Raw genomic sequence first — 17,381 nt, forward strand, 5'->3', positions numbered from 1 at the left:
CACAGCTTTGACGAGTGACCCCGTATTCGCCCGTGCTCTGCGGCCGGTCATGCCGCCCTGCGATCGAGCAATCGGCCGAGTGGCGCATTGGGTTGGACGAGAGCCGCCCCGAGCAGCGCGACGAGATCCTCCATCCACTGGCCGACCGTAGCGCCGTCGAGCAGCTCGCTCTTGTAATTGCACGAACCGCTGATTCCCGTCGACCGCTCCTTGAGCATCAGCGACAGCCAGGTCTGGTCGATCGGCAGCACCGGCTGGCCTTCGCGGGCGATGTTGCCGATCGATCCTGTCGTGAGATCAGGCAGATCGAGCGGCTGGCGCAGCGGATTTTGCAGGGTGAAATAGACCTGGAGCAGCGAGGCCGGATTGACCCCCTCCTGCTCCAGATGGTCGGCCAAGATGTTGAACGGCAGCTCCTGGCGCGCATGCGCGTCAAGCACGCTCTGGCGGACCCGGGCGACGGCCTGCGCGAACGACAGCTCCGGCGTGATTTTGGTGCGAACGATCACCGTGTTCTCGAACGGACCCACGATCCGGTCGGTGTCCGGCTGGGCGCGATTGGCCATGGCGGTGGCGATCGAGATGTCGTGGCGGCCGGTCCGCGCCAGCAGCACGGCTTTCAAGCCGGTCAGCAGGCACATGAACAGCGTGCAATTGTGCTGCCCGGCGAAGGCCGCGAGCCGGCCGATCAGCTCACGCTTGAGGCTGACCGGATGGTGCCTCCTGGACGGGCCCGGCCTTGATACGCCCTCGAAGAGGGGAGCCGCCCCGCGCAAATTCTCGGTCCAGTCGGCCGTCTGACGGCGGGCGGCATCGGTGCCGCACCACCAGCGCTGCCAGCGCGCCACGTCCGAAAAGGCCGGCGGCGGTTTCGGCAGCGGCATCGACCGATGGCCGGCCAGCGCCGCATAACGGTTCGATAATTCCTCGAACAGCACGCCGATCGACCAGCCATCGACAACGGCGTGGTGCAGCGTCAGCAGCAACACGTGATCGCAATCGTGGAGCCGCAACAGCCGGGCGCGCAGCAGCGGCGCGCGCGTGGTGTCGATCGGGACATAGGTCTCCTGTTCGATCAGGAGATCGATCTTGCGGAGCTCCAGCGCCTTGCGCCGCTTGTTGTTGTGGGGCTGACCGTCGCCGATCGTCTCGACGGTCAGGACACGGCCGAGGGCGCCGGGCGCGGCGATGCGGCTGACGGGCTCCCCGCCGCTCCAGCCGAAATGGGTCCGCAGCGATTCGTGCCGGCGCACGATCTCATCGATCGCCTGCGCCAATGCGGCCAGATTGAGCGGCCCCTGGAGACGGAAGGCGAAAGGCAGGTTGAACAGCGGCAAACCCGAAAGATTCTGCTCGATCCGCAGCATCTGGTCCTGCGCGATCGAGAGCGTGGGAGGGCTGCCTTCGGCCAGGCTCGCTGTAGCCAGCCTTGCGAAACTTGCGGCCGGCTTGCGCGGCTTTGCCGCCACGGCCTCGTCGACCCGCCGGCCAAGCTCGTCGATCGTCGGTGCCTCGAAGATGGTCTTGATCGGCAGCGACACGCCGAGCGCCCGGGCGACGCGCGCCATGACTTGGCCCGCCAGCAGCGAATGGCCGCCGAGGTCGAAGAAATTGTCGGTGACGCCGAGGCTCTCGACCTTCAGCAGGTCGATCCAGATGTCGGACAGCACCTTTTCGGTGAAGCGCCGCGCGGGCACGGCCGCATCCGGTCCGGACGTTTCCTGCTGCGCCGGCGCCAGCAGCGCGGCCCGATCGATTTTGCCATGGGCATTGAGCGGCACCTGATCCAGGAACAGGAACGCGGACGGGATGGCATGGCCCGGCAGCCGGCTCTTCAGGAAGTCGCGCAGCTCGCTGGCGCTGCTCCGGCTGCCGGATTTTGCGACGATATGAGCGATCAGCCTGATATCGCCGCCCGCTTCGCGGCGCGGCTCGACGATGCCGGCGCGCACACTGGGATGGTCGGCAAGCGCGTTCTCGATCTCCTTGAGCTCGATACGGTAGCCGCGGACCTTGACCTGATGGTCGGCGCGACCGAGGCATTCGATCGTGCCGTCGGCGCGGCGGCGGGCGAGGTCACCGGTCCGGTACAGTCGGCCGCTTGCTTTGCGCGAGAACGGATCGGGCAGGAAGCGCTGCCGGTTCTGCGCGGGATCGTTGACATAGCCGCGGCCGATACCGGCGCCGCCGATGCAGAGCTCGCCGGTCACGCCGACCGGCTGCGGCTGCAGGCCTGCGTCAAGCACGTAGAGCCGGGTGTTCGGCAGCGGCGCGCCGACCGGGACGTTGCCCGTCGTGGTCCTGGGCGCCCTGGTCAGGCGATGCAGCGAGACGTCGTCGGAGCATTCCGAGGCACCATAGGCGTTGATCAGCGGCACTTTCGGACAGCGGGCGAACCAGGCCTTGCAGAGATCGACGGGCAGCGGCTCGCCCGTCGAGATCAGAAGGCGCAGCCTCGCAAAGGCGCGTCGGATTTGTGCCTCGTCCATGCGATCGAGGATCCCGCGCAGCAGCGATGGGACAATCTCGAGCACCGTGATGCGCTCGCGCTCGATCTCGCGCGCGAGCAAGATCGGGTCCTGCACGATCGCGGTACCGCAGACATGGACGCGCGCACCGACCATGGGCCCCGCGAGGAACTGCCACACCGAGATGACAAAGCTCTGCGGCGCGGTCTGCGCGATCACGTCCCGGGACGAGAGGTTCAGCTCGGAGATGAGCGAGGCCAGATGGTTCGAAAGCCCGCGCTGCTCGATCATGACACCCTTGGGCGCGCCGGACGACCCGGAGGTGTAGATGAGATAGGCGAGGCTCGAAGCCGCGCGCCGCGCCGCACGGGCCGGCTTGGTCGACGCTGGCGCGATCGCGTCCTCGAGCTCGGCGATTTGAATGCGCTCGACCAGCGGTTCGAGCAGCGTCTCCGCCATGGACGACTGCGCCCGTCCGGTCAGCAGCATGCGGGCGCCGCTCGATCCGAGGATGGTTGCGAGCCGTGCCGGCGGCTGGTCGGGATCGAGATTGAGAAAGGCGGCGCCCACGCGTTGCACGGCGATCATCGCGGCAAGCAGGTCGGGCCCGCGATCCGCAAGCAAGGCGACCACGGCCTCGGCGCCGACGCCTTCGCGGGCCAGCCAGCGCGCGGCCGCCTGGCTGCGGCGCGCCAGCTCGCGGTAGCTCAGGGATGTGCGGCCGTCCGACACCGCGATCGCGTTCGGGGTCTTCTTGACCTGGCGGTCGAAACGTTCGCTCAAATTGCCGCGCGTGACGAAATTGGCCGGCACGCCCCGGCCCTGCGCCAGCAGCTGCCGGCGTTCGGCCTCGGTCAGGAGTGGCAAGTGCGAGATGCGCTGCTCGGGATCGGCGATGACGGATTTGAGCAGGGTTTTGAACTGAGCGGCCATGCCCTCGATCGTCGCCGCGTCGAACAGATCGGTGGCGTATTCGAAGAAGCCGGTGAAACGGCCGTCGGCCTCGACCAGTTCGAGCGTGATGTCGAATCGCGCCACCTTTGGATCGATCTCGATCCGCCGCGTCGACAGACCGGAGAAACGTGCCGCCTCGATCGATGCATTCTGGAGGATGAACATGATCCGGAACAGCGGATTGCCGTCCGTCCTTCTCGCGATCTGAAGCGCGCGCAGGACTTCTTCGATCGGGAGGTCCTGGTTGCGGTAGGCATCGAGTGTGACCTGCCGCACCCGGCGCAACATGTCGCCGAAGCTCGGATCGCCGCCAAAATCATTACGCAGGATCACGGTGTTGGCGAACAGTCCGATCAGGCGCTCGCTCTCGATCTGGTTGCGGTTGGCGATCAGCGAGCCGGTCGCGACATCCTCGTGTCCGGTGTGGCGGAACAGCAGGCACTGGAATACGGCGAGCAGGGTCATGAAGGGCGTGACGCCCTGGTTCTGGCTCAGCGCGCGCAGGTCGGCCGACAGAGTTTTGGAGAATTCGAGATAGTGACGGGCACCGTGGCCGCTCCAGACCTCCGGCCTTGGTCGGTCGGTCCGCAGCGGCAGCGTGGTGACGCCGTCCAGCTGCGTCCGCCAGTAATCGAGCTGCTCCTTGGCCGCCGGCGACTGCGCCCAGCTCTGCTGCCAGAGCGCAAAGTCGCGGTACTGGAAGGCGGGCGAAGGCAGTGCCGCCACGTCGTTCCTGCGCGCTGCCGAATAATGGGTGGCGAGTTCTTCCCAGAACAGCCGCTGCGACCAGCCGTCGGTGACGAGGTGATGGACATTGACCACCAGCGCGTGGCTGCTCTTGTCGAACGAGAGCAGCGTGACCCTCAGCGGCGCCTCGTGCGCAAGGTCGAACGTATGCTGCGCGAGCCGGAGCGCTTCGCGCCTGACAACAGCGGCCCGCTTGTCCGCGGCGCAGGGCTTGAGCTTGATCCGATCGAACTGCGGCGGCGATTGCAGCACAAGCTGCACCGGCTCGCCCTCGCGTTCGACGATGACCGACCGCAACGCCTCATGGCGCGCCGACACCGCGGCGAGGCCAGTAGAAAGTGCGGCGACGTCGAGCCCACCCTTGAGGAGCGCGACTTCGACGACGTTATAATTGTAGCGAGTGGGATCGAGCCGCGAGAGCACGTACATCCGCTGCTGCTGGAACGACAGCGGCGCGTCTGCTTCCGTGGCCTGGCGCCAGGCCGGCAGCATCGTCTGGGTTGCAGCGGTCTCGATCCGGGCCGCAAGCGCGGCAGCCGTGGCGCAATCAAACACGTCCTCGAACGAGAAATCGACATTGAAGCGTTCGCGCAGGCGCGAGCGCATCTGCGTCACCGCGAGCGAGTCGGCGCCGAGCGCGAAGACATCCTGATCGCTCCCGACCTGCGGCAGCTCCAGCAAATTGGCCCAGATCCCGGCGAGCTCGGTCTCCAGCGCGTTGTGCGGCAGACGCGCCTCCTCCTCGCCGCCGCCTACTGTTGCGATCAGCTCGGCGAGCGCATTGCGCTTGACCTTGCCGCTGGCGCCTTTCGGCAGCGTCGCCACGCTGCGGATCAGGCTCGGCACCTTGTAGGCCGCGAGCCGTTTCCGTGCGAACTGGCGCAACTGGTCCGAGGTCGCCTCGGAATTCGGCCGCAGCACCACGATTGCGGCGACGTTCTCGCCGAGCTTCTGGTGCGGGACGGCAAACACGCCGGCCTCCAGCACTGCCGGATGGCTGAGCAGAACCTCTTCCACCTCCAGAGGCGAGATCTTCTGCCCGCCGCGGTTGATGACGTCCTTGATACGGCCGACGATGAAGAGATAGCCGTCGGCGTCGAGATAGCCGAGATCGCCGGTCCGGAACCAGCCGTTGCGGAAGGCGGCCTGCGTCGCCGCCTCGTCATTATAGTAGCCGCGGCTCATGTTGGGTCCGCGCAGCATGATCTCGCCGTGCTCGCCGCTGGCGAGCGCGCGGCCCGTCTCGTCCATGATTGCGATCTCGGGGCCCGCGGCGCGGCCGACCGATCCGACCTTGCGCAGCTCGAACGGGTTGGCCGCGATCTGCGAGGCCGCCTCCGTCATGCCATAGGTTTCGAGCACGGGAACGCCGAACGTCGCCTCCAGCCCGTCGAGGATCGCAGGCGCAAGCGACGCCGAGGCGGAGCGGATCACGCGCAGCGACGACGATCGGGCAAGATCCGGGTTCGCTTCCGCCGCCGTCAGCAGCGCGCGATGAATGGTCGGCACTGCCGTGTACCAGGTCGGTTGCAGCTGCCGCATCCAGCCGAAGAAGGAGGATGCGTCGAAACCCTCGGTACAGATCACGCTGGAGCCCGCGGCCAGCGCCGTCAGCAGGCCCGAGATCAAACCATGGGCGTGAAACAGCGGCAGGACGTTGAGCAGACGATCGTGGGACGCAAGCGACAGCACGCGGCCGGCATTGTAGGCGGAGAGACAGACGTTGCGATGCGTCAGCGGCACCATCTTCGGCCGCGCCGCCGTGCCTGAGGTCAGCAGGATGAACGCGTCATCGTCGCCGCGCGAGGCGCCGATGCTGCTCGCCGGTCCAACCGCCGGCCCGACGAACGTACAGCCGCCGAGATCGTCTTGCGCCCCCCGCACGAAATCGATCACGGCAATATCGAGCGCCTTGGCGACATCGCGGGCCGCCGAGTTCGTGTCCGCCCGGGTGACGAGCGCCGTCAGCTTCAATTCGCTGAAATAGCGTTGCAGCTCGTCCGCCGTCAGATCGGGATTGACGGGGACGCAAGCGCAGCTCGAGGCGACCGCAATCAGGGCCATTGCGCTGTCGGCACCGCGCGGCAGCGCAACCGCAATACGGTCGGCAGGGGCGATGCCAAGCCCGCGCAGCGTGCGGACCAGATCCTGCGTCCGCTCGCCAATCCCGCCGTAGTTGAGGAGCGGCCGGCCGGGGGCGAGGAGGGCCGGGGCCGCCGGCGTCTTGCGGGCATGGAAATCGAGAAGACCGCCGATATCCGCGAATATCTTCGCTTCGGCCGTCGTGCTCGCTGATTCCCGCGGGGCTGGGTCTGTGACGTCCGACAATTCCGTTCCCTTTTGATCCGATTGGGCTATTCTTCCAAGAAGTTGGGGAACGCGTCCAGTCTGAGGTGAAGTTTTGGCCCCAAAATCTGTGGTTGCGGGGCCCTAAGCCCTTCGACGGAGTAATTGGTCGGGCGGAATCACCATGCTGGAGAATGAGCCGGGCACGGGAACGGAAGGCGGGCTGAAGCGCTGGCTCGAGGGCATCGGTCTTAGCCACTATACCGATCTCTTCGCGCAGCACCGTCTCGATCTCGACGTCATGGCGGACCTGACCGAATCCGATCTCGTCGAGCTCGGATTGCCGCTCGGCGATCGGAAGCGGCTCCAGCGGGCCATGACCGCGTTGTTCCGGGCTGAAACCGCGGAGAAGCCCGACGCGGCGGCGCGCCCGCAAATCCGGACGGAGGTCGGCGCCGAGCGGCGTCAGCTCACCACCATGTTCTGCGACATGGTGGATTCCACCTCGCTCTCGGTGCAGTTCGATCCGGAAGACGTGCGCGACATGATCGCGAGCTTCCGCGAAACCTGCGTCCGCGTGGTGAAGCATTACGAAGGTTTTGCTGCCCGCTTCGTCGGGGACGGTATTTTGGTCTATTTCGGCTATCCGACCGCACATGAGGACGACGCCGAGCGCGCCGTGCGCGCGGGGCTGGAAATCGTCCGGGTGCTGTCGACCGCCCGCGCGATCGAGCCGCGTGGTGCGCTCAGCCACTCACCCGCCGTCCGCATCGGCATCGCAACCGGTCTCGTCGTGGTTGGCGACCTCGTCGGACAGGGTACCGAAGAGCGCGACTCCGCGGTCGGAGAAACCGTCAATCTCGCCGCGCGCCTGCAAGGCCTGGCGCCGCCCAACGGCGTGGTGATTTCCACGTCGACCCAGTCGCTGCTGAAGGGGAAGTTCGACTACCGCGATCTCGGCGTCCACGCGCTCAAGGGCATCTCGGAGAAGGCCCAGGCCTGGCACGTGATGCGCGCCTCGCGGGTGGAGACCCGCTTCGCCGCCGCGATGGGCACGCGGCTGACCCCGCTCGTCAACCGCGAGGAGGAGATCGCGCTGCTGATGGGGCGCTGGCAGCAGGCCAAGGACGGCGAGGGCCAGGTCGTGGTCAAGTTCGGCGAGCCCGGCATCGGCAAGTCGCGCATTATCCAGGAGATATTCGACCGGATCGCGGGCGATCGCCATGGACAGGTCTCGTTCCAGTGCTCGCCCTATTACACCTCCACGGCGTTCTATCCGTTCGCCGAGCAGCTCAAATTCTCTCTCGGCCTCGATCGCGAGGATGCGTCCGTGCAGTCGCTGGCGAGCCTGGAGACCGCGATCGCCGCCGCTCATGGCGACATCGAGCAGGTTGCGCCGCTGTTTGCCGCGCTGTTGTCAATTCCGACCGGCGACCGCTATCCGCCGCTGGAGCTGTCGCCGCAGCAGCAAAAGGATGCGACCGTCGCGGCGCTGGTCAATCATTTCCTCGGCCTCGCGCGCGAGCAGCCGCTGGTGATCGCATTCGAGGATCTGCACTGGATCGACCCGACATCCCGTGAGGTGATCGATCTCCTGGTCGACCGGGCGCAGAACCGGCCGATCCTGGTCATCATCACCGCGCGCACCGAATTCCAGCCGAGCTGGAACGCCCATTCGCATATCACGACCCTGGTGCTGAATCGGTTGAGCCGGCAGTTGCGCGCGACGCTGGTCGAGCGCGTGGCGGGACGCGAGCTTCCCAAGGAGGTCATCGAGGAGATCATCGTCAAGACCGACGGCGTGCCGCTGTTCCTGGAGGAGCTGACCAAGACGGTTCTCGAATCCAACCTCCTGACCGAACGGCACGGGCGCTATGTGCTGTCGGGCCCGTGGCGGCAGCTTGCGATCCCGGCGACGCTGACGGACTCGCTGATGGCGCGGCTGGACCGGATGGGACCGTTCAAGCGGATCGCGCAGATCGGCGCCACCATCGGTCGCGAATTCTCCTACGAGACTCTGCACGCGGTCGCCAATACGCCCGCCGAACAGATCGAGGCCGCGCTCAATCACCTGGAGGAGGCCGGGCTGATCATGCGCCGCGGCCATCCGCCCGACGCGCTCTACTCCTTCAAGCACGTGATGATTCAGAACGCCGCGCATGCGAGCTTGCTGCACAGCGAGCGGCGCAAGCTGCATTCCCGGATCGCCCAGGTGCTCGCCGAGATGTATCCCGAGAAGACCGAGCGCGAACCGGAACTGCTCGCCCATCATATGACCGAATCCGGCCAGAGCGAGAGCGCCGCCAGCTTCTGGCTCAAGGCCGGCAAGCAGGCGGCCAAGAGTGGCGCCAATCTGGAGGCGATCGGGCATCTGGGCCGCGGCCTCAGCGTCGTGCAGGCCAATGCGCGCATGCAGGGCGCCGACGAGATGGAGCTCGAACTGCGCATCGCGCTCGGCAACGCGCTGATCGCCGCCAAGGGCTATGCCGTGCAGGAGGTCGAGGAGAACTACGTCCGCGCCCTCGAACTCGGCCAGCAGCTCGACGACGACGAAAAGGCCTTCGCCGCCACGCGCGGGCTCTGGGTCTGTCATTTCATCCGCGCCGATCTCACCCGCGCGCACGATCTCAGCGTCGAGCTATTGAAGTTCGCCAAGCGCGAGCGGCTGAACGAGGGGACGCAACCGGCGCAGCAGACCGGCTATCTGATCGAGGCGCATCGCTCGATCGCGATGACGATGCTCTATCGCGGGCGCTTTGCCGCGTCCCAGCACCATTTGCATCGCTGCATCAACCTCTACAGCCCCGACCTGCACTCCGATCTGATGGAGCGGCACGGCACCGATCCCGGCGTCGTCTCGCTGTCCTATCTCGGCTACCTCCTGTGGTTCCTCGGCCGGCCGGACGCGGCGCGCCAGCACAGCGAGCAGGCGATCGCGAACGCCGAGAAGATCCGCCATCCCTTCACGCTCGCCTTCGCGCTCGTGTTCGGCGCCTATCTCTGCCAGCATTTGCGCGATGTCGAGGGCACGCGCGACCACGCCAACCGCGCCATGATCATCGCCACCGAGCACAATTTCCTGCACTGGAAGCAGCAGGCGGCGATCCTGCGCGGGTGGGCGCTGGCGCAGCTCGGCGAGGCCGACGAAGGTCTCAGCCAGATGCGGTTCGGCCTTGACGAATACGAAGCGATGGATTCCTGGCTCGCCGGCTGCTGGTTCCGCTGCCTGCTCGCGGAGGCCTACGCCAAAGTCGGGATGCGCGATGCCGCCTTGCGCGCGCTGGACGGTGCGCTCGCGACCGCAAGACGGACCGGCGACCACTCCTACCTCGCCGAAGTCTACCGCCTGCAAGGCGAAATCACCCTGTCGGACGGGAATCCGGCCTCGGTGCAGGAGGCCGAGGATCTGTTCAACCTGTCGCTGGAGATCGCGCGCAAGCAGGGCGCGCTGTCCTGGGAGCTTCGCACCGCCGTCAGCCTCGCGCGCCTGTCGCACGAAGCCGGCAAGCGCGAGCACGCTCGTCTCCTGCTCGTACCGATCGTCGGCAAGTTCAGCGAGGGCTTTTCCACGCCGGACCTGAAACAGGCGATGCAACTGATCGACGAGCTCGGCGCGGACGCGCCTGTTCGTGAACAGGCCGATCCCGTGAGATGAGCGATCTTGCCGCCGCGCGTGCGCGTTACGTGGAGCTGATCGCAAAGCGCGAGCGGATCTCCTCGACGCGCCTGCTCGAAGCCCTCGCCACTGTTCCGCGCGAAAAGTTTCTGGCGAAGGGACCCTGGCGCGTCAAGAGCGAAGCGGCGCGCAACTATCGGCTGACGCCGGATGCCGATCCCGTTCATCTGCAGGACAATGTGCTGGTCGCGATCGATGCGCGCCGCAAGCTCGACACCGGACTGCCGAGCCTGTGGGCGCACTTCATCGATTTGCTCGACGTCGGGGAAAAAGACCGTGTCGTCCAGATCGGCTGCGGGCTCGGCTATTTCTCGGCCGTGCTGTCGAAGATCGTGGGGCCCAAAGGCAAGGTGCGGGCGATCGAATGCGATGAGCGGCTTGCGGCGCGCGCCGCAACCTATCTTGGCGCCTATCGCAACGTCGCGGTCGTCCGTGGTGACGGATGCGAGGACATCGGCGAACCCGCCGACGTGATCATCGTTCATGCCGGCTTCTCGCAGCCGCATCCGCTCTGGCTTCGGTCCCTTCGTCCGCGCGGTCGCCTTCTGGTGCCGCTGACCCAGCGAGATCGCGAAGGCGCCGCCCTCAAGATCACCCGCAAGGGCAAGGCGTTCGAAGCCGAGGCGGTGCAGCAGATCCGGATCTTCCCCGGTCAGGGTCGAGGCGTGACCGCGCTCGACGACCGCGTCGCCGACTGGTGGCAGCGTGCCTCCGCGCTGGCGCCGCTGCGCTTTCGCGGCATCGAGCAGGGGCTGCCGTTGGATTAGGGCGCACCGCGCCAAAGTGGTAACTATTGGGAAGTTGCACCCTGTTTTGTTCCCGGCGAGTTGTCTATATTTCCAGCTGGGCCCGGATGAACAGATGGATGACGGATTGAACGAAGGTGTGGTTGGCGATACCGCGAAGCTGATGATGCATCGGCTGATCGTGCGGAGGCTTCGCCGCGACCCATCTTTGGTCGAAAAGGCCAAAGCAGCTCATACCCGTCAGGCTGACCAGTTTACCGATTGGCCTTTCGTGCGCGAGTGGCAGGAGTTGCTTGCTCTTCCGACTGGAGAACTTGCGGTGAAACTGATCAGTCGCGATCGCGTGATGGTCAAATTGCGCAATTCGTCGCCATTCTTTCTCACCGAAGGCGTCCATTTTGGGGATTACGACATGCGCATCCGGCTACGAAGAGCTGCAAGACGAATCGTCGAACGCGCCTTGAGTACTCAAATTGCTTCTGATTGAGATCTGTGATGGCTGAGGGTGGCCCCCGTACGTGATTTCGAGGACTTGCTTAGAGTCGTCAGAGCCCTGGCCTTCGCATTTGACACGGATACGGTGTACATCGTTGGCAGTCAGGCGATACTGGCTTCCATGTCCGATGCGCCAGAGGCGACGAGGCAATCGCCGGAAATCGATGCCTTTCCAGCAAATGCAAAAGTCTAGGAAATGAAGGAGGCCAAGCACACGCGTGACGGTGTGCAGCCCATTGCGTCTGAACACATCGACGGCCTTTTTGGATCTGAAAGCCAGTTCCACCGCACGCATGGTTTCTACATCGATGGCGTCGATGAGACGACGGCTAAGCTCCCGAGAGGATGGCTGAACCGGGCGGTCAGGGTACAAACTGAAGTCGGGGGACGGACGGTGACCGGCGTGGCGCCTGCGCTGGAAGACCTCGTCGTGTCAAAACTCGCCAGGTTGGATGATAGGGATAAGAGGTTCGTCAGCGCGATCCATGGGACGCGGCCTTTGGACCTGGAGCTGATTGAGCAAAGGATACGTAAAACGGATCTTGATCCCACCGTAGCTGAGCAAGCGATCGCCTACGTCAGAAGCCTTGCGTCCGAAGGCTAGCCTTTCCTGCGGTCACCCCTCTGTTTCGCTTTACCTTGATTCAGATTGTGAGTTTCCAGCCTATCTATGCGCCGCTATGAGTACGGCCCATCGCCATACGAGCGCGCGCCATGCATTCCGTTGCCCTGCTGACCGCCAGCTACGCCAAGGATATCGAGCGCTTTTCGCTGCTCAGCGAGAGCATCGACACCTGGTTGACGGGCTACACGCGGCATTATGTTCTCGTTAACGATGAGGATCTGCCGCTGTTCGCGCGGTTCGCTTCCGAGAAGCGTGTCATCGTTCCGGCCTCGCGCTATTTGCCGAAATGGCTGTGGGCGCTGCCGCCGGCTCTCCAGTTCGTCAGCAAACGGCGCGTCTGGCTGTCGCTGCTGTCGTCACCTGTTCATGGTTGGCACATCCAGCAGATCCTCAAGATCGCCGGCGTCCTCAACGCGCCCGAGCAGCGCGTCTGCATCCTGGATTCGGACAATCTGTTCTTCCGCGAATTCGACGTCGGGCAATATGCCGGCGCTGAGAAGACGCCGCTATTCGTCACGCGCAACGGGATCGACGCCGCCCACCCCTTGCATGTCCTGTGGCTCCGCACCGTCGATCAGCTCCTTGGCATCAAGGACCGGTCCTTCCCCGCGGACGACTATGTCGGCAACGCGCTGGTCTGGGACAAGGACACCGCGCGTGCGATGACCGACGCGATCAAGTCGGCGACGGGATTGAACTGGGTTCTGGCACTGTGCCGGAAGAAGAAGTTCTCGGAATATCTCATGTACGGCCATTTCGTCGCGAACGGGCCCGGGCATCTCGCCACCCATCGGGTCACCGAGGACAGCATCGCGGTCTCGCATTGGGATGACACCCGCCTCGACCGCCCGGCCATCGAAGCGATGATGCATGCCGCTTCGCCCGACCAGGTGGCGCTGTGCATCCAGTCCTATTCGTCGACCTCGATCGACGACATCCGCGACGTGTTCCGTCTCAGCTCGCGCGACCGTCGCGGTCCGAGCCTTTCGCCCGATCACATGGGCGACGAGGCCGAATTCGAGGTTCCGAAAGCTCACTAGACCTTACACGTCTCTCGTGAACTTGCTGATCACGTTCATGAACGGCTTCGGCTTGAATTCGCCGTCGAGCGGCAAGGGGCGGTTCGGCTGCTTGTCCGCCCGCGCAAAGGTGCCGTTGATCCAGCTGTAGCGGTCCGAGAGGCCCCAGGTCAGGATCGAGCGCACCGGTCCGCTGGTCGAGATCGCGGTCAAGAGATCGTCGACGCGCTTGGCGACGATGGCATCGCGCACCGCCGGCGTCCCAGTCAGCTTCTGGTCGTCGACATCGAGCTCGGTGACATACACCTCCAGCCCCCAGGACCGCAGCTCGGTGACGAATTCAGCAAGCCCATGGGTGTCGATCTCGAGCTCGGCATGCAGATGCGATTGCAGTCCCACGGCGTGCAACGGCACGCCCTGGTCGAGCAGCTCCATGATGAGATGGCGGTAGGCCGCGCGCTTCGCGATGAACGTGTCCTTGGCCGACTCGATGTCGTATTCGTTGATCGCGAGCTTGACGAAGGGATCGGCCGCGGCCGCCGTGCGGAACGCCAGCGGAATCCAGCGATTGCCCAGATGCTGCGTCCAGAACGACTCGCGCCGGTCTTTCGGGCTGCGCGGATTGTCCGGGATCGGCTCGTTGACGACGTCCCACGACGTCAGCTTGTCCTTGTAATAGGAGACGACGGTGCCGATGTGGTCGACATAGGCGCGCTCGACGCCCTTGGTATCCTTGATCTGCTTGGTCCAGTCCGGAATGTCGTGATACCAGGCGAGCGCGTGCCCGCGCATCGTCAGGTCGTTCTGCCGGGCGAAATCCAGGATCGCGTCGGCACGTTCGAAGGCAAAGGTGTGCGCGTCGGGACGCAGCATCGGCCATTTCAGCTCGAGCACCGGAACCACCTGCGTGCAATAGGTGCTGATGGCTTCGCCGAGCCTGGGATCGGCTTGCAGATCCCAGAGCGTGGCCGCGGCACCAAATCCCTGATTGCGCTGGGCGAGTTTCGACGCCGTCGCTGCGGACGCCGATGCGCCCGCCGCGAGTGCCGCGGCGCTGCCGAGGAGAAATTCGCGTCTGTCGAGCCTGGTCACGGCATTCCTTAATCGGAACCAACGCGCCATCGTACCAAGCGACGCCTTGCAACGCCGGGGTTTCCCCTCGTTGGGTTAACTTTGCCATCTGCGAAATCACGGTTCCTTTCGGTGGCCCTGCCGCCGTCAGGGAAGGGCAAATTTAACGCTAACCCGCGAAAGCGGCCTCAAAGCCGCATTCGCCGCCCGATCTCCAGACTTATGTGACATTCTTCAGAGATGCTGCGGCGCAATTCGTTCGCCCTGCCATGGTCCAATTGATGAACGGCCGTCACACTCGCAACAATGTTGCCGGTCCCGTGCTCGCATGCTGAACCGCCATTTCTCGATTTATCTCGTCGCCTACATCCTGCCTGCGGCGGTGGGCTTCTTCGCCGTCACGGCCTACACCCGGCTGCTGACGCCGGCGGAGTACGGCGTCTATGTCGTCGGCATCAGCCTGGCGGGCATTCTGGGCGCGATCTTCTTCGCCTGGATCAAGCTCTCGGTGTCGCGCTATCAGGCGATGTCGGCCGAGGTGGATTTCCGCGGCACGGCAATGGTCGCCTTCGCGCTGACCGTCGCCGTCCTCTGCGCCACCACGCCGCTGGTCTTCCTGTTCCGCAGCGATCTCAGCGTTGGGCTGCTGCTGGCCAGCATGTTCGTCGCGATCATGGCGAATGCCGTCGATGTCGGCCAGGAGTTCGAACGCGCAAAACTGCGCCCTTACAGGTTCGCGGCGATCTCCATCGTGCGCAGCGTGTCGAGCGTCGGTTTCGGCCTGCTCGGCATCTGGCTCGGCTGGGGTGGATTGGGACTGCTCGCCGCATTCGGCCTGGGTTCGCTCGCCGGGATCATCCTGAACCTCGTCGGTGACCGCACCAGGATCGCGCGCTTTCAGCGCAGCCAGTTCGTGCAGCTCGCGCGCTACGGCCTGCCGCTGACCCTGGCCGGATTGTCCGTTGCGGTCTATTCAGCCTGCGACCGCCTCATCGTGGCTTATTTGCTCGGCAAGGACGCCGCCGGCATCTTTGGCGTCGCCGCCGATCTGCCGCGACAATTCATGGTCATGATCGCCTCCAGCGTCGCCGCGGCGACCGTGCCGCTGGTGTTCCGGTCATTGTCGGAGAAAAACACCGGGACGACGCGGGAGCGGCTGATCGAGAGCCTCGAGCTTCTGCTCGTCGTGGTCGCCCCCGTCGCCATCTGGCTCGCGCTCGCAGCCGACCAGGTCGCCGGCACGCTCGTCGGTGTCGACTTCCGCGCCGGGGTCTCGGCATTGCTGCCGACCCTGGTGCTCGCGCGCTTGTTCGGTATCGCCAATCAATTCTATGTGCAGATCAGCTTCCAGCTCGCCGAGCGACCGTTCATGCTGGCGGCGCAGTCGTTCCTGACGCTGGTCGTCAGCGTCGCGTTGATGTTCGTGCTGGTGGCCAGCCATGGCCTCTACGGCGCGGCGCTGGCGACGCTCGCAACCGAAGCGATCGGCTTCCTCGTTGCCGTCGTCCTGATGCATCGCGCCCATCCGGTCCCGTTCGACCTCCACCGCCTCGCCGGCGTTGCGGTCTCCGCTGCGGCGATGGCGGCTGCGATCCTCCTGGCACGATCCCAGGTCAATGGGATCGGCCTCGTCCCGCTCATGGTCGTAAGTCTCGCCGGCGGGCTCGCTTATGCCGCTGCCGGCTGGTTGCTGAACGTCGCAAACGTCCGGACGCTGTCGCTGCGTTTCCTGCGTACCTTCAACCGCAAGGCGCTGGGCGTTTAAGCCGCGATGTCTGACGAGGCTTGGCCTCACCGTCTGAAGCTCTGAAAGCGCCGCTTGGCCTGGCGATGGCTCGGTTCCGACGGGAAGCTGTCCAGGCGGAGGGCGATTTTGTTGCGTCGGTGGCCATAACCGTGCTTCTTGGGCGGCATGTCGGGAGCAGAGCAGATATGAGCCAAGGAATACCGGAAATCCGCGCGTCGGCGCAGTTGCTCGCCCGTTATCGCGAGCCCGACAACGCGCGGGGTATCCTCGAACTGGCGATTACAGCGATACCGTTCGTCGTCCTCTGGGCTCTGATTTGGGCCGCTCTTGACCAGGGCTATTGGTTTGCCCTCCTGCTGGAGGTGCCCGCGGCGGGTTTGCTGGTCCGCCTCTTCATGATCCAACATGATTGCGGACACGGCTCGTTCTTCCGCGGCCGCGTTGCGAACGATTGGGTCGGCCGAGCCATCGGTGTGATGACACTGACGCCATACGGCTATTGGCGGCATAATCACGCAGGCCATCATGCGAACTCCGGCAATCTCGATCGCAGGGGCCTGGGCGACATCGATACGCTGACCACGCGCGAATTTCTCGGGCGGTCGCGATGGCGTCGGACGCTGTATCGCTTGTATCGACATCCCCTCGTGATGTTTGGCGTCGGTCCCACATATTTGTTCATCTTGAAGCACCGATTGCCGGTCGGGATGATGCGTCGCGGCTGGAAACCCTGGCTGAGCACGATGGGCACGAACATCGGCCTCGCGGTTCTCGCCGTCACGATGATCCAGCTGGTCGGCTATGGGCCGTTCCTGCTCGTGCATCTGCCGATCGTTGTTCTGGCGGCATCGATCGGTGTCTGGCTGTTCTACGTCCAGCACCAGTTCGAGCACACGCACTGGGCCCACGACGAGACCTGGAATTTTCACGACGCCGCGCTGCACGGCAGCTCTCACTACCAACTGCCGGCTGTCTTGCGATGGTTCACGGCAAATATCGGCGTTCACCACATCCATCATTTGTCCAGTCGAATTCCCTGCTATCGCTTGCAGGACGTCTTGCGCGACCATCCGCAGTTCGCTGGTGTCGGGCGGATTACGCTGCTCCAGAGTTTGCGGACCGTGCGGCTGACCTTATGGGACGAGGAGCGGCAGCGGCTCGTCTCCTTTGGCGAGGCGGCCTTGTTTGGCAAGGCAGCCAAGCTTGTTTGAAAAGGCAGTGTCTTGACTCCAGTGGCTCAGCTTACGCCGCCCCCGCGCGGCCGCCGAATGGCGTGAATCCGCGCGATCGGAAGGCGATGGGCGTTCATCGTCCGTTCAACGTGGCTTCGCCGTCCGACGCCGGGCGCTGGGAGCCGTGTCACCGACCCCCGGTCATTCTGTCGCAGCGATAGACCGCCAGCTTCGGCCGCGCGCCGCCCTTCCGCCTGCGTCAACCGTCGTATATGAGATTTATCGCCAGAACGTGCCGAATGTCGCCACAGACGGAACGTAAGGCGGCTGCAATTTCTTAATTCAAAGATCGCAATCTGATCAATGACCGGCGGA

General features: G+C 64.9%; 9 protein-coding genes. 7 read left to right on the top strand and 2 right to left on the bottom strand.

The features are described from left to right. Positions 1-47: 47 nt before the first annotated feature. A complete protein-coding gene (locus AC0L2J_RS00260; RefSeq protein ID WP_473386380.1) occupies positions 48-6,497 on the bottom strand; it encodes an amino acid adenylation domain-containing protein in 6,450 nt (2,149 codons plus the stop codon). Between the two features lie 142 nt (positions 6,498-6,639). On the opposite strand from AC0L2J_RS00260, the gene AC0L2J_RS00265 reads away from it, so the two are divergent. From AC0L2J_RS00265 to AC0L2J_RS00285, 5 genes are all read left to right on the top strand, one after another. Further along, entirely contained in the window at positions 6,640-10,110 is a 3,471-nt protein-coding gene (locus AC0L2J_RS00265) for an ATP-binding protein (protein WP_473386383.1), read from the top strand. Next, complete coding sequence (locus AC0L2J_RS00270) at positions 10,107-10,898, top strand: protein-L-isoaspartate O-methyltransferase family protein (protein WP_473386385.1); 792 nt, start codon at positions 10,107-10,109, stop codon at positions 10,896-10,898. The genes AC0L2J_RS00265 and AC0L2J_RS00270 overlap by 4 nt, the downstream gene beginning before the upstream one ends. A 94-nt stretch (positions 10,899-10,992) precedes the next feature. Next, positions 10,993-11,364 carry a hypothetical protein gene (locus AC0L2J_RS00275; RefSeq protein ID WP_473250551.1) on the top strand — a complete coding sequence of 124 codons (372 nt, stop codon included), beginning with the start codon at positions 10,993-10,995 and terminating at the stop codon, positions 11,362-11,364. Positions 11,365-11,568: 204 nt separating this feature from the next. Beyond that, positions 11,569-11,976 carry a DUF6036 family nucleotidyltransferase gene (locus AC0L2J_RS00280; protein WP_473386386.1) on the top strand — a complete coding sequence of 136 codons (408 nt, stop codon included), beginning with the start codon at positions 11,569-11,571 and terminating at the stop codon, positions 11,974-11,976. Positions 11,977-12,086: 110 nt separating this feature from the next. Further along, a complete protein-coding gene (locus tag AC0L2J_RS00285; RefSeq protein ID WP_473386387.1) occupies positions 12,087-13,037 on the top strand; it encodes a DUF6492 family protein in 951 nt (316 codons plus the stop codon). A gap of 3 nt (positions 13,038-13,040) precedes the next feature. Here the strand turns inward: AC0L2J_RS00285 and AC0L2J_RS00290 are convergent, their stop codons facing one another. Beyond that, positions 13,041-14,108 (bottom strand): endo-1,4-beta-xylanase, encoded by a 1,068-nt coding sequence (locus AC0L2J_RS00290; protein ID WP_473386389.1) that lies wholly within the window; start codon positions 14,106-14,108, stop codon positions 13,041-13,043. Positions 14,109-14,415: 307 nt separating this feature from the next. On the opposite strand from AC0L2J_RS00290, the gene AC0L2J_RS00295 reads away from it, so the two are divergent. Both AC0L2J_RS00295 and AC0L2J_RS00300 read left to right on the top strand, forming a co-directional pair. Continuing rightward, positions 14,416-15,852: a lipopolysaccharide biosynthesis protein gene (locus AC0L2J_RS00295; RefSeq protein WP_473386391.1), complete on the top strand. Its 1,437-nt coding sequence runs from the start codon at positions 14,416-14,418 to the stop codon at positions 15,850-15,852. A 167-nt stretch (positions 15,853-16,019) separates the two neighbouring features. Further along, positions 16,020-17,045 (top strand): fatty acid desaturase, encoded by a 1,026-nt coding sequence (locus AC0L2J_RS00300; RefSeq protein ID WP_063993761.1) that lies wholly within the window; start codon positions 16,020-16,022, stop codon positions 17,043-17,045. The last annotated feature ends 336 nt before the right edge of the window (positions 17,046-17,381 follow it).

This window comes from Bradyrhizobium sp. MV1.5 (assembly GCF_055807615.1).